The 13,453-nt window shown below is 35.0% G+C and carries 11 protein-coding genes; all 11 read left to right on the forward strand.

Annotation, left to right across the window (positions count from 1 at the left end; genetic code table 11):
- Position 1: 1 nt before the first annotated feature.
- The gene (locus LI_RS06015) at positions 2–1,450 is read left to right on the forward strand and encodes a UDP-N-acetylmuramoyl-L-alanyl-D-glutamate--2,6-diaminopimelate ligase (RefSeq protein WP_011527182.1); all 1,449 of its coding nucleotides are present in this window, start codon (positions 2–4) and stop codon (positions 1,448–1,450) included.
- A complete protein-coding gene (locus LI_RS06020; protein ID WP_011527183.1) occupies positions 1,441–2,835 on the forward strand; it encodes a UDP-N-acetylmuramoyl-tripeptide--D-alanyl-D-alanine ligase in 1,395 nt (464 codons plus the stop codon). The genes LI_RS06015 and LI_RS06020 overlap by 10 nt, the downstream gene beginning before the upstream one ends.
- The gene (gene mraY / locus LI_RS06025; protein ID WP_011527184.1) at positions 2,835–3,911 is read left to right on the forward strand and encodes a phospho-N-acetylmuramoyl-pentapeptide-transferase; all 1,077 of its coding nucleotides are present in this window, start codon (positions 2,835–2,837) and stop codon (positions 3,909–3,911) included. Before LI_RS06020 ends, mraY begins: the two co-directional genes overlap by 1 nt.
- Positions 3,912–3,924: 13 nt before the next feature.
- Positions 3,925–5,247: a UDP-N-acetylmuramoyl-L-alanine--D-glutamate ligase gene (murD, locus tag LI_RS06030; protein ID WP_011527185.1), complete on the forward strand. Its 1,323-nt coding sequence runs from the start codon at positions 3,925–3,927 to the stop codon at positions 5,245–5,247.
- On the forward strand, positions 5,234–6,382 hold the full coding sequence (gene ftsW, locus LI_RS06035) for a putative lipid II flippase FtsW (RefSeq protein ID WP_011527186.1): 1,149 nt from the start codon (positions 5,234–5,236) through the stop codon (positions 6,380–6,382). The genes murD and ftsW overlap by 14 nt, the downstream gene beginning before the upstream one ends.
- Positions 6,383–6,386: 4 nt before the next feature.
- Positions 6,387–7,478, forward strand: coding sequence for an undecaprenyldiphospho-muramoylpentapeptide beta-N-acetylglucosaminyltransferase (murG, locus tag LI_RS06040; RefSeq protein ID WP_011527187.1), 1,092 nt, complete (start codon positions 6,387–6,389; stop codon positions 7,476–7,478).
- Positions 7,475–8,836, forward strand: coding sequence for a UDP-N-acetylmuramate--L-alanine ligase (gene murC / locus LI_RS06045; protein WP_011527188.1), 1,362 nt, complete (start codon positions 7,475–7,477; stop codon positions 8,834–8,836). The genes murG and murC overlap by 4 nt, the downstream gene beginning before the upstream one ends.
- Positions 8,837–8,867: 31 nt before the next feature.
- Positions 8,868–9,758 (forward strand): UDP-N-acetylmuramate dehydrogenase, encoded by an 891-nt coding sequence (murB, locus tag LI_RS06050; protein WP_011527189.1) that lies wholly within the window; start codon positions 8,868–8,870, stop codon positions 9,756–9,758.
- Positions 9,752–10,579 carry a cell division protein FtsQ/DivIB gene (locus tag LI_RS06055; RefSeq protein ID WP_011527190.1) on the forward strand — a complete coding sequence of 276 codons (828 nt, stop codon included), beginning with the start codon at positions 9,752–9,754 and terminating at the stop codon, positions 10,577–10,579. Before murB ends, LI_RS06055 begins: the two co-directional genes overlap by 7 nt.
- Positions 10,580–10,772: 193 nt before the next feature.
- Entirely contained in the window at positions 10,773–12,005 is a 1,233-nt protein-coding gene (gene ftsA / locus LI_RS06060; protein ID WP_011527191.1) for a cell division protein FtsA, read from the forward strand.
- 51 nt (positions 12,006–12,056) lie between these two features.
- Positions 12,057–13,439: a cell division protein FtsZ gene (gene ftsZ, locus LI_RS06065; RefSeq protein ID WP_011527192.1), complete on the forward strand. Its 1,383-nt coding sequence runs from the start codon at positions 12,057–12,059 to the stop codon at positions 13,437–13,439.
- The last annotated feature ends 14 nt before the right edge of the window (positions 13,440–13,453 follow it).

A 13,453-nucleotide genomic window follows, 5' to 3' on the forward strand; every position in this document is an offset into this window, starting at 1 on the left:
AATGAATAGATATCCTCTTAAAGCCCTTGAGTCCGAACTAGAGAAAAAACATATGCTAATCTGTATAGACTCACGTAAAGTTGAGAAAGGGTGTGTTTTTGTTGCACTTCCAGGTAGCAGTGTTGATGGTGGGCTTTTTATTCCAGATGCTGTTTCTAGAGGCGCAGCATATATTGTTTGTCGCCATAATGAGGTAGAGTATTGTGGTAGTGCAATACCTATTGTTGTGGATGATCCTAGATATACTTTAGGGAGGTTAGCTAGGATTTTTTATAATACAGGAAATCTATCCATGCCAATAATTGGAGTTACTGGAACAAATGGTAAAACAACAATTACTTATCTTTTAGAGTATCTTTTTAGGGCAAAAGGAAACAGGACAGGTGTCATTGGGACAATTGCTTATCGCTGGCCTGGATTTTCTAAAGAAGCACCACTTACTACCCCTCAATGCTTAGACTTACATGCAATGCTTGCACAGATGCAGGTAGATAAGACAGAAATTGTGTTTATGGAAGTTTCTTCTCATGCTTTAGATCAAAGGCGAATAGCAGGTATTAGTTTTAAAGGGGTTATTTTTACAAACTTAACTCAAGATCATTTAGATTATCATAAAGACATGAAAGAGTATTTTCATGCTAAAGCAAGACTTTTTTTTGAATACCCATCTAAAAATAAAATAATGGTAGCATCAATGGATAATCAATGGGGGAGGAAATTAGCAAAACTTGTCCCAGAGATAATAGGGTTTGGTTTTAAAAACAAACCAACACAAGTTTCAAATTATTTATTTGGGAAAATACTTTCTTCTTCTAGAGCCGGCTTACATCTGCAGATGAGTTTTAAAGATAAGGTTTGGGAACTTTGTACACCTTTAGTTGGAGTACATAATGCTGAAAACTTGTTGGCTGTACAAGCAATAAGTCTCCAATTGGGTTTAGCTCCTGAGGATTTCTGTTGTTTTGAAAAGTTTACAGGTGTTCCTGGCCGTCTTGAAAGAATAGTTAATAAAAAACAATTAGATATTTTTGTAGATTATGCCCATACTCCAGATGCACTTATAAATGTACTTTCTGCCTTACGTGATGTTGGTTTTAAGCGAATTATAACAGTTTTTGGTTGTGGTGGTAATAGAGATAAAGCAAAACGTCCATTAATGGGGAAAGCTGTTGCAAAACTATCTGATGTAGCAGTGTTAACATCAGATAATCCACGGAATGAAGACCCAGAGTTAATTATGGCAGATGTTTTACCAGGCCTCAAAAAAGCTAAACAAATTATTACAGAACCAGATAGAGAGAAAGCAATTCGTCAAGCTATAGAATTAGTTTCACCTGGAGATGCATTACTTGTTGCAGGAAAAGGCCATGAATGTACACAACAAATAGGATTTATGAAATATCCCTTTAGTGATCAAAGTGTGATACGGAAAATTTTAGGATGCGATTAAGCTTAGATACTATCCTTAGCGTTACAGGAGGTACACTTGTAGCCCCGACTACTGGATATAACTCCTATATAGATGGGGTAAGTATAGATAGTAGAGCTATTACTACTAATTCACTATTTATATGTATTTCTGGAAACATTACTGATGGCCATAACTTTGTTTTAAAAGCTGTAGAGGAAGGCGCATCTGCAATACTTGCTAGTCATAATCCTTTTGAAGGAGAAGTGCCTGTACCAGTAATATTGGTTCCAGACACATTGAACGGACTTAAAGTATTAGCACAAGCTGCTCGGAAGATGACAAAAGCCAAAGTTATTGGAATTACTGGGACAGCAGGTAAAACAACAGTTAAAGAGTTAGTTGCTCAACTTCTTACATCAAAAGGAAAAGTTGCTAAAAACTATTTAAATTTTAATACTCAAATTGGAATGTCTTTTTCTATTTTAGCAGCTCAAGGAGATGAAGACTTTTGGGTTATGGAGGTTGGTATAAGCAATCCTCAGGACATGGAAGAATTAGGAACTATATTAACACCTGATATTGCTCTTATAATAAATGTAGGGCCTGGTCATCTTAGTGGGTTGAACAAACAAGGTGTTGCTTATCATAAGGCACAACTTCTTCGATATATGAAAGATGAAGGATTAGGAATTGTAAGTTTGGACTATCCTGATCTTGTTAAAGAGGTAAAGGAACTTCGTTCAGGTAGTTTATTTTTTTCAGTACTAGACAATCAATGTCGCTATTATAGTAAGTATACAGGTATTGTCGAAAATGGATATGGTACTTATCGATTATGGCTTGATGATGATATAGTAGATGTAACCTCTCCCTTTTTAGGTAATTTTGGTATGGAAAGTGTCCTTGCATCCGCAACCATAGCTCATAAGTTAGGTGTATCAAGTGATTCTATTAAACAGCAATTGTTCCAAGCAATATTACCTCAGAATAGATTTTCTTGTTTCACTCATGGTAACTGGCTGTGTATCGATGATAGTTATAATGCAAATCCTTTGTCTATGAATGCAGTAATAGAGTCAACATATAAACTTTCAGACGAAAAAAAGCCTCTTGTATATGTCCTTGGTGAAATGCTTGAGCTTGGAGATTCCTCTGAAGCAGAGCATGAAAAGATTGGTAAGAAACTGGCACAAACAGGAGCTAGTATAATTTTTTGGAAAGGTGGCATGATAGACAATGTTCTTATAGGTCTAAAAGGAGGTGGCTTTAAAGGTATCTTAGAAAAAATATCTACAGAACAAGAGTTCCAATCACTATTTTTGAAGCATAGGTTAGATGAAGGGATCATTGTGTTTAAAGGTTCTCGTTCTAATAAAATGGAAGTATTTGTAGACGTATTTATGAAACTAGTAGGAACAAAATAATGTTGTATAATATACTGTTCCCTTTAAGTTCAGACTATACTATATTAAATGTTTTTAAGTATATTACATTTCGTTCTGTTTGGTCTTTAATTACAGCTTTAATTTTAAGCATATTACTTGGACCTTATTTTATTCGTTGGTTACAACGTATAAACTTTAAACAACAAATTCACGAAGATGTAAAGATCCATAAGTCAAAGACAGGAACTCCCACTATGGGAGGAGTTCTTATATGTTTCAGTTCGCTATGTAGTACTATTCTTTGGAGTGATTTAACAAATATTTATGTTTGGTTAACGCTATTAGTTTTTATAGGTTTTTCTTTTATTGGCTTTCTTGATGATTATATAAAGATTTTACATCATCAAAATAAAGGTTTTTCAGCAAAAGTAAAATTGTTAGCCCAAGTTGTTGTAGCAGGTATTGCTATGTTATTTTTAGTGTCAGAACCTGCTTATTCTACAAAGTTAGCATTTCCATTTTTTAAATCTTTACATCCAGATTTTGGTTATTTTTATGTTCCATTTGCAATATTAGTTATGGTTGGAGCCTCTAATGCAGTAAATCTTACAGATGGATTAGATGGCCTTGCCATTGCTCCTGTGATTGTGTCTATCTTTGTTCTTTCTGTATATATTTATGTAACAGGTAACGTAAAGTTTTCTCAATACTTACAAGTTGACTATATTGCTGGTGTTGGTGAAGTTGCAGTTTTTTGTGGCGCACTTATTGGAGCAGGACTTGGTTTTTTATGGTTTAATGCATATCCAGCACAAATATTTATGGGAGATGTTGGTTCACTTGGACTTGGGGGAGTTTTAGGGTTTTTAGCAGTACTTTGCAAACAAGAACTTCTATTACTTATTGTTGGAGCTCTTTTTGTATTGGAAACACTTTCAGTTATTGTTCAGGTTGGATACTTTAAGTGGACAGGTGGAAAAAGAATTTTTCGAATGGCCCCATTACATCATCATTTTGAATTAAAGGGTATTCCAGAGTCGAAAATTATTATTCGTTTTTGGATTATATCTATTACTTTTGGGTTAATAGCTCTTTCTGCACTTAAGCTTAGGTAACATAGGAATAAATATGCTTTCTATAGCTAACAATTGTTGTATATCTTTAGCTCAAAATGAATGGCCATTATATAAAGTAGCTGTTGTTGGAACTGGGCGTTCAGGAATGGCAGCTGCAAGATTATTACATTCTCTTGGTGCTTCTATACGTATAGTAGATAAAACTAGAGAAAACGTATCTAAAACCTTTATGGATTGGATTAAACAAACAAATTGTGAGGTTATGTTTGGAGAACATTGTCCAAAACAGTTTGAAGATATAGATATCGTTATTCCTAGCCCAGGAGTCCCTCTTAATTTACTTAAGCCACATTTTTTGAATACTATTCAAGTGTTATCTGAGACAGAACTAGCATGGTATCAGTTGTCTAATGAAAAAGTCATTGCCATAACAGGGACCAATGGGAAAACAACTATAGCAAGTTTATGTGCAGCAATGTTGGTAGAACAAGGTATAAGTGTTTTTGTTGGTGGTAATATTGGAACTCCACTATCAGAATATGTTTTGTGTAAAAAGAAAGTAAGTGTTGTTGTTTTAGAACTTTCAAGTTTTCAACTTCAGACATGTTCACTATTTCGTCCTGATATAGCTATATGTTCTAATATTTCTATAAATCATTTGGATTACCATAGAAATATGGATGAATATATTTCTGCAAAGTTGAATATATGTAAAAATCAATGTGAAAGCGATCTTGCTATTCTTAAGCCAGGGATGGAAGCACTAGTAGATTCATATAATTTGAAAGCTCGAGTAGTTTTTTATAGAGATTTAGGAAATTTTTCTACAAGTCGATTATTAGGAGTCCATAATCTTGAGAATGCAGAAGCAGCTTGGCTAGCTTGTAAAGAACTAGGTGTTACAGAGGAGATAGCAAAAAAGGTTGTAACAACTTTTGAACCATTAGAGCATAGGCTTGAACAGGTAAGGCTTTTAAATGGTGTTTTGTATGTAAATGATTCTAAAGGAACAACAGTTGAAGCACTTCGTGCAGCGCTTGAATCTTTTAAGCAACCAATACTCCTTTTAGCTGGAGGTAGGTTTAAGGGGGGAGATCTAACATCATTACGTCCAATTATAAAAAAACAAGTTCGTATAGTTGGGCTGTTTGGTAATAGTCGAGAATATTTTGAAGATGCTTGGGGAGATATTATCCCAATAACCTGGGATAACACATTAGAACAAGCTGTAAAACGTCTTTCAAACTTAGCACATAATGGTGAAGTTATATTACTAGCTCCTGCTACTTCAAGTTTTGATCAGTACATGAACTATATTGAAAGAGGTAATGACTTTAAGCGAATTGTTCATGAGGTGTTGAATGAGCATTGTTAGACAACATAGAAGATTATCAGGATCTAATCGACATAAAGATGATATCAGTGATATAGCATCATATGATTGGTTGTTACTGACTGTTGTTTTGATTCTTTTATGTATAGGGCTGATTATGGTGTTATCAGCAAGTGGGATGGTAGCAGAGCGTCTTACAGGAGATAAGTATTACTTTTTTAAAAGACAATGTTTATTTACCATTATTAGCGGAATTTTATTATGGGTTATGGCAGTTATACCACGCTCATTGATTTACAAACTCCAATATCCATTTTTGTTTGTAATTATTGGTTTATTATTTTTGACGATTACTCCATTAGGAGCAAAAGTAAATGGAGCAAGGCGATGGATTTCTTTAGGGTTATTTTCTATTCAGCCTCTTGAATTTACGAAAATAGCATTAGCACTGTATCTTGCATATTTTATGAGTACAAAACAAGAACTTGTAAAAACATTTAGTAAAGGCGTCATCCCACCGTTTGCTGTAACACTTATTTTGGCTATTATGTTACTTGTACAACCAGACTTTGGTGGTGCAATGATTCTAATTATGATTTTATTTTTTATGTGTCTTGTTGGTGGAACAAGGTTTATTTATCTTTTTTTATCGATAGCTATGTCGTGTACAATAGCTGCTGCTTTGGTATGGCATTCACCATATAGAGCACGACGTCTTGCAGCATTTCTTAACCCTTTTCAAGATGCGCAAAATACAGGATATCAACTGATACAGTCTTTATATGCATTAGGTTCTGGAGGATTCTGGGGAGCAGGTATAGGTGGGAGTAATCAAAAGATGTTTTACCTCCCTGAGGCACATAATGATTTTATTATGTCAGTAATAGGTGAAGAGCTTGGTTTTCTAGGTATTACCATTGTAATGGCATTATTATTTTTGTTTTTTGTACGTAGTTACTTAATAGTAGTGAAACAAAGAGAACTAAGGGATCGTCTCTCTGCTTTTGCTGTAACATTAGTTATTGCATTAGGATGTATATTAAATCTTGCTGTGATAATGGGTATGGCTCCTCCTAAGGGAGTTGCTATGCCATTTTTAAGTTACGGAGGAAGCAGCTTATTAGCAACAATGTGCTGTGTTGGTCTTTTATTAAATTTTTCTCGAATTGGTCGTTAGTGTTATGAAATACCGGATAGCAATTACTACTGGAGGTACAGGTGGGCATGTATATCCTGCACTTGCTGTAGCAGAGCAGTTTCATGATAAAGCAGATCTATTTTTTATAGGATCTCAATATGGGCCAGAAGCAGAGATGGTAAAAACATTTAATATTCCTTTTTATGGGCTTCCTGTCAGAGGTGTGCTTGGAAGAAAGTGGAAAGCTTTCTCTGCATTATACAGTATGATAAAAGCTATAGTCAAAGCTAGAAAGATTCTTCAGAAATGTATGCCTGATATTGTCGTTGGTTTTGGTTCATATGCATCATTTGCTCCATTAGTTGCTGCTAAATTGAAACGTATTCCTACTGCTATTCATGAACAAAATGTTAGGCCAGGATTAGCTAACCGAATGTTAGCTCGATTAGCGGACAGAGTATTTTTATCTGTGCCAGATACGTTACATATTTTTACTAAAAAAAGTAAGGTTAGGTATACAGGAAATCCTATTCGTCAATCTATTGTTGATTTACATTATAAATTTGAAGATACAAAAAACTCCTCTACTAGACATTTACTTGTATTAGGTGGAAGCTTAGGTGCAATAGCTATTAATTCTATTGTCGTTGATGGATTAAGTCGATTGTTTTCAAATAGGATTGTTATTCGTCATCAAACAGGGGTGCATGATTGGGAAAGAGTGAAAGAAGGATATGCATTATATGGTAGAACAAATTCTCAGGTTACTCCTTTTATTGATGATATGGCTGAAGCATATCAGTGGTCAGATCTTGTTTTATGTCGAGCAGGGGCAACAACCATTGCTGAGTTGGCTGCAGTAGGGAAGCCATCTATATTGATTCCTTTTCCTTATGCTACTCATGATCATCAAACGTATAATGCTCAATTTCTTGTAAGAGTAGGTGCGGCAGTCCTTATTCCAGAAAAAAATGTAGTAGAGGTTGATGTGATTGAAAAAATTATAGCATTATTTAACGATAGAGTAACGTTAGTTAATATGGCTTTAGCTGCACATAAACATGGACGTATAGATGCAGCTACATGTGTAGCAAATGAAATTATTGATCTTTTATCAGCTAATGCAATGAAATGAATAGTAAAATAAAAAGTATTTATATGGTTGGAATTGGTGGTTCTGGTATGAGTGGAATAGCAGAGATTTTATTAAATCTTGGCTATGAAGTACATGGCTCAGATATTATGGAATCCCATATTATCCACAGGCTACGCAAACTAGGAGCTATTATTTCTATTGGGCACCAGGCAGAAAATTTAGGAGATATCAGCGTTGTTGTAAAATCTAGTGCTGTTACAGAAGATAATCCTGAAATACAGTTAGCACGCCAACATGGTATTCCTGTTATTCCACGAGCTGAAATGTTGACAGAGCTTATGCGGTTACGTAAGGGAGTGGCTATTGCAGGTACACATGGTAAAACAACAACAACTTCTCTTACTGCAACAGTTTTTGATACAGCAGGTTTTGATCCTACAGTTGTTATTGGTGGTGTACTTAATGCTTATGGTGCTAATGCAAGATTAGGACAAGGACAATATCTTATTGCTGAGGCCGATGAATCAGATGGTTCTTTTCTTTTATTGTTACCTATTATTAATGTAGTAACAAATATAGATCTTGATCATTTGGATTATTACAGAAGTTTTGAAGAAATTGAACATGCTTTTGTAACTTTTATGAATAATGTTCCTTTTTATGGCATGAATGTTGTTTGTGGAGATGATCCTGGTGTTCAACGTGTATTACCTAGAGTGAATCGTCAGGTTATAACCTATGGTTTTGAGTCATCTAATCATATTTGGGCTGAAATTATTGAATGTGGAATAATAAATAGGTTTAAAGTCATAGCCCATGGAGAGTGTCTTGGGGAAGTTATACTTACCCAACCGGGGAAACATAATATTCTTAATGCATTAGCTGCAATAGGTGTAGCATTAGAAGTAGGTATTTCACCCAAATGTTGTATTGAGGGACTTGCTAACTTTAAAGGGGTAGGAAGACGTTTTGAATATAAAGGGGAAAAGAATGGAATTACTGTTATTGATGATTATGGACATCATCCTATAGAGGTCGCAGCTACATTAGAAACAGCTCGAAAAGTTTTTCCTGATCGACGTATTGTTGTTGCTTTTCAACCACATCGTTTTTCTAGGACCCAAGCTTTATTTGGTGAGTTTTGCCAAGTTCTTTCTACTGTAGATAAGTTATTATTAACAGAAATTTATCCAGCTTTAGAGAAGCCTATTCCTGGAATAAATAGTCAAAATTTAGCACAAGGTATTCAACAAATTTCTAAAATAGATGTTACATATTATCCAGATATAGACGCTGTTTTCCATGCATTACCTCACGTGTTGTGTGCAGGAGATGTGCTGATTACTTTGGGAGCAGGAACAATAACGACGATTGGTCCAAAGTTTTTAACTTGTTAGCTGTATGTATAATATACTAGGATGGTAGAACATGCTACAAATTACTACATCACCTGATTTATCAACACTCACTACATTGAGGCTTGGTGGGAATGCTATAGCATTAATTGATGTCTTTGAAAAAAAAGCGTTAGAGCAGTTACCCCATCAGATTTATAAGATAGGAGGTAAACCTCATATTCTTGGTGGTGGTAGTAATATTCTTGCTAGTGATGGGAGTCTGCCATTTGTTCTTATCCGTAGCAAAATTCTTCATGATCCAATAGTTACATATATAGATGAACAAGGAGTTGTTTTTGTAAAAGTTTGTGCAGCAATGGGGTTAGCACGTTTTTTAGCTTGGTGCTGTAAAGAAGGTTTATCTGGAATGGAGAACTTAGCAGGAATTCCTGGAACTATTGGAGGCGCTGTTGCTGGTAATGCAGGTTCTTATGGGCTTTCTATTGGAGAATGTATTTATGAGTTAGAGATTTTTTCTTTCAATAATGGTATGAAAATATTGAAAAATGATGAAATACAATATGCATATAGAAAGTTTTCTATTGATGAAGAACCAGGGGAATTTATTATTATAACTGCCACTGTTAAGTTAAAGTATAAGCAAAAACAGCAGATTATTGAGGTAATTAGAGAAAATGTTGCAAAAAAAACATCTGTTCAACCTGTACAAGCAAGAAGTGCAGGGTGTATTTTTAAAAATCCTAATGATGGATTATCAGCAGGAAAATTACTAGAGCAAGTAGGATTTAAAGGAAAAGGGAAAGATGGAATTGGTTTTTCATCTATTCATGCAAATTTTTTAATTAATGAAGGGAGTAAAAACAGTAAAATAGCATTTGAACTTGTTCAAGATGCTAAGCAAGAAGTTCAAAAATCTTTTAACATCATACTTCAAACAGAAGTAAAGGTATGGTCATGTTAAAAGATAAGAGAAGATACAAAGCTAACAATTATAATAGTAGGATAGCTTCTTATCCCTCCCTACATATTAGTAATGAGAATATTAGATTTGGATCTATTGTTACATGGAGTTGCTGGTGTTTTATTGGAATTATCGCTTTAATATTATTTTATTTTAGTGGATTACATCTTTATCGCTTGATAACAACAAGTAATTTTTTCTGTATAGAACGAATTAATATATATGGAGCTTCTTTTTTCCATAGGAGTGACATACTTAAGTATACAAATCTTCAAACTGGTATAAATAGTTTTTCTGTCAACATTGGGAAGATAGAAAAAATATTAAGTAGTAACCCATGGGTAGAAAAAGTATCTGTAAAAAGAAGGTTACCCGGAATTTTTGATATTTTTATTAAAGAATATGAACCTAGCTTTTGGATCCTTAAAGATGATATTATTTATTATGCAGATAGTGTTGGAAGAATAATAACGCCATTAGATACAGATAACTTTAAATCTTTGCCAACACTTGAGGTTATGGAAGGTGGGGAAAAATTTTTGCCAATACTTAAAGATTTAATTGTTTTTTTGGAATCTTCAAATTCAATAATAGATGTAGGTACAATTTCATCAGTACGTTTAAGTTCAGCTAGTGGCATTGAAATACTCCTTGAAAATTATGATATTGTGTTAAGTTTTGAACCTCAGGCATGGAAAGAGAATTTACAAAAGTTGTGTTTAGTTTTGTCGGACTTAGCTTGTAGAGGGGAATTAAAACAAACCAGATCTGTAACAGCAGTAGCAACAGGTGTTTGGGTTTCTCAAGAAAAAAATTTTTAACTGTATAGAGTATTAAAGTTTATCTAGACTTTTCTAAGAAAATATGATGTAGCAATAAAGTTATATGGGTTTGTATGAATCATAACAAATAATACTACTTGTATAATATTATTTAAAAAAAAATACTCAATAGTTTTTGTTGTTATAAGTCGATCATTATTAACTTTGGTTTAATTTATTTAAGGAAGTAGACATGCCTCAGTCCGAATTAATTGTTGGTCTTGATATAGGTACAACAAAGATTTGTGCTGTCGTTGGTGAACTGTCTGGGGACGGGAGTGTCGATGTTATTGGTATAGGTACAAGCCCTTCTAATGGTCTTCGTAAAGGTGTAGTCGTTAATATAGAACAGACAGTCCAGTCCATTAAAAAGGCTCTTGAAGAAGCTGAGTTGATGGCTGGTTGTGAAATTCGCTCAGTATATGCTGGAATTGCTGGAAGCCACATTAAAGGTTTTAACAGTCATGGTGTTATTGCAGTTAAAGGTGGAGAAGTATCTCAAAGAGATATTGATCGTGCTCTTGATGCAGCAAAAGCTGTAGCAATCCCTTTAGATCGAGAAGTAATTCATACCTTACCACAAGAATATATTATTGATGATCAGAGAGGTATTATAGACCCATTAGGTATGGCTGGTGTGCGTCTTGAAGTAAAAGTTCATATTGTTACTGGTGCTGTAACTTCTGCTCAAAATATTGTACGCTCTTGTCATAAAAGTGGTTTAGATGTTTCTGATATTGTTCTTGAGCCATTAGCATCTTCTAAGTCTGTTTTAACAGAAGAAGAGCGAGAAATAGGCGTAGCACTTATTGATCTTGGTGGTGGTACAAGTGACATTGCCATTTTTGCAAATGATTCAACAAAATATACAGGGGTGCTTCCACTTGGTGGCCAAAATCTTACAAATGATATAGCGTTTGGATTAAGAACACCAGTAGCTGCTGCAGAAAAAATTAAAATAAAATATGGATGTGTTCTTGCTGATATTATTCAATCTGATGAATATATCGAAGTCCCTAGTGTAGGCGGGCGTGAGCCCCGAAGATTATCACGTCAAGTATTAGCTGAAATTTGTGAGCCTAGAATGGAAGAGATTCTTACACTTATTGATCAAGAGATAGTGCGTTCTGGCTTTAAAAATATGATAGGAGCAGGCGTAGTTCTTACAGGTGGAACAGCCCTTATTCAAGGCTGTCAAGAGTTAGGAGAACAAATTTTTAACTTGCCAACTCGTATAGGATATCCAAGAAATGTTGGTGGGCTGAAAGATATGGTAAATAGCCCTAAATTTGCTACTGCTATGGGATTACTTCATTTTGGTGCAGAAAAAGAAGGGATGGAGCAAAGATTTCGTATTCGTACTGAGCACACAATATTTAACTCAATATTATCACGTATGCGAAAGTGGTTTGCTGAAATTTCGTAAAATAGTAACTATCTTTTAACAACTATCCCCTGTTAAAAGTGGAGGGATATAATGGAAATGCTTTTTGATACAATGGTTCCTCAAGCTAAAATAAAAGTTATTGGTGTTGGGGGTGGCGGAGGTAATGCTGTACAGAATATGATAGAATCCTCTTTAAGGGGTGTTACTTTTATTTGTGCAAATACAGATGCTCAAGCACTTGCTCGTTCAAAAGCAGATATCAAACTTCAAATAGGAGAGAAGCTTACTAAAGGCCTTGGTGCTGGTGCTGAGCCTGCAGTAGGACGAGATGCAGCACTTGAAAGTATTGGCGTCATTAAGGAAGCTATTGGTGAGTCCGATATGGTTTTTGTAACAGCAGGAATGGGAGGTGGAACTGGTACAGGTGCAGCTCCTATTGTGGCTCAAGCTGCTAAAGAAATGGGAGCACTTACTGTTGGTGTTGTTACTAAACCTTTTGTTTTTGAGGGGCACAAACGTTCCCGTTCAGCAGACTATGGTATAAGCCAGTTACGTGAGTATGTTGATAGTCTTATTACAATCCCTAATGATCGTCTGCTTACAATTGCTCCTAAAAATGCTAAGCTTACAGATATGCTTAAATGTGCTGATGATGTTTTATATAGTGCAGTACGTGGGATATCAGATTTGATCACAGTCCCAGGTATAATTAATGTAGACTTTGCTGATGTTCGTACAATAATGAGTGTCTCTGGTCTTGCTATGATGGGAACAGGTTTTGCTTCAGGAGAAGGAAGAGCTATAGAGGCAGCCCGTCGAGCTATTACAAGTCCTCTTCTAGAAGATGTCTCTATTACAGGTGCTAAAGCAATTCTCATTAATATTACTGCCACAACTGAACTTGGAATTGATGAATATAGCGATGCAGCTAATTACATCCATGAGGCAGCACAGGGATCTGGAGATACTAATATCATTATAGGTACAGCTTTTGATGAAGAGGCTGGTGATGAAATTCGTATTACAGTTATAGCAACAGGAATTGAATCTCAGGTTGGTGTGAAAATGCAAGGTTCAACATCTTCAAAGGCAGCTATGCCATCTTTTAGAAAGTCTAGCCATATTACAAACACAACATCATTTAAACCTGAAGCAATAAAACATAATTTGGCATCTGAAAAACCACGGTATAGAACTCCAAGGTTATTAACAAATCCTATAGAGATGGACTATAAAACTCAAGGAGATCATAGTGAAATTTTTACAGAAGATACAGGGGTAAATTATAGTATTCCAACGTATCTCAGAGCATTACTTGGAAAACAGGGAGCCCAGTCTTCAAAAGAGGAATATGATAGAACTCACCATGGTGACAACAATAAGAAGGATACTCATAACCCAGGGCATGAGAATTTTGTTTTTGATGGTAATGAGCAAGATATTCCGATTTTTATTCAGAAACAAGCTAATTAAAAATTTTAGTATAG

It is taken from the genome of Lawsonia intracellularis PHE/MN1-00 (assembly GCF_000055945.1).
GTDB lineage: Bacteria > Desulfobacterota > Desulfovibrionia > Desulfovibrionales > Desulfovibrionaceae > Bilophila > Bilophila intracellularis.

Bases quoted from the DNA above. Each gene is read 5' to 3' on its own strand.
- ftsZ (WP_011527192.1), top strand. From the start codon at position 12,057: ATGGAAATGCTTTTTGATACAATGGTTCCTCAAGCTAAAATAAAAGTT.
- murB (WP_011527189.1), top strand. From the start codon at position 8,868: ATGCTACAAATTACTACATCACCTGATTTATCAACACTCACTACATTG.
- LI_RS06020 (WP_011527183.1), top strand. From the start codon at position 1,441: ATGCGATTAAGCTTAGATACTATCCTTAGCGTTACAGGAGGTACACTT.
- ftsA (WP_011527191.1), top strand. From the start codon at position 10,773: ATGCCTCAGTCCGAATTAATTGTTGGTCTTGATATAGGTACAACAAAG.
- murD (WP_011527185.1), top strand. From the start codon at position 3,925: ATGCTTTCTATAGCTAACAATTGTTGTATATCTTTAGCTCAAAATGAA.
- murG (WP_011527187.1), top strand. From the start codon at position 6,387: ATGAAATACCGGATAGCAATTACTACTGGAGGTACAGGTGGGCATGTA.
- murC (WP_011527188.1), top strand. From the start codon at position 7,475: ATGAATAGTAAAATAAAAAGTATTTATATGGTTGGAATTGGTGGTTCT.
- ftsW (WP_011527186.1), top strand. From the start codon at position 5,234: ATGAGCATTGTTAGACAACATAGAAGATTATCAGGATCTAATCGACAT.
- LI_RS06055 (WP_011527190.1), top strand. From the start codon at position 9,752: ATGTTAAAAGATAAGAGAAGATACAAAGCTAACAATTATAATAGTAGG.
- LI_RS06015 (WP_011527182.1), top strand. From the start codon at position 2: ATGAATAGATATCCTCTTAAAGCCCTTGAGTCCGAACTAGAGAAAAAA.
- mraY (WP_011527184.1), top strand. From the start codon at position 2,835: ATGTTGTATAATATACTGTTCCCTTTAAGTTCAGACTATACTATATTA.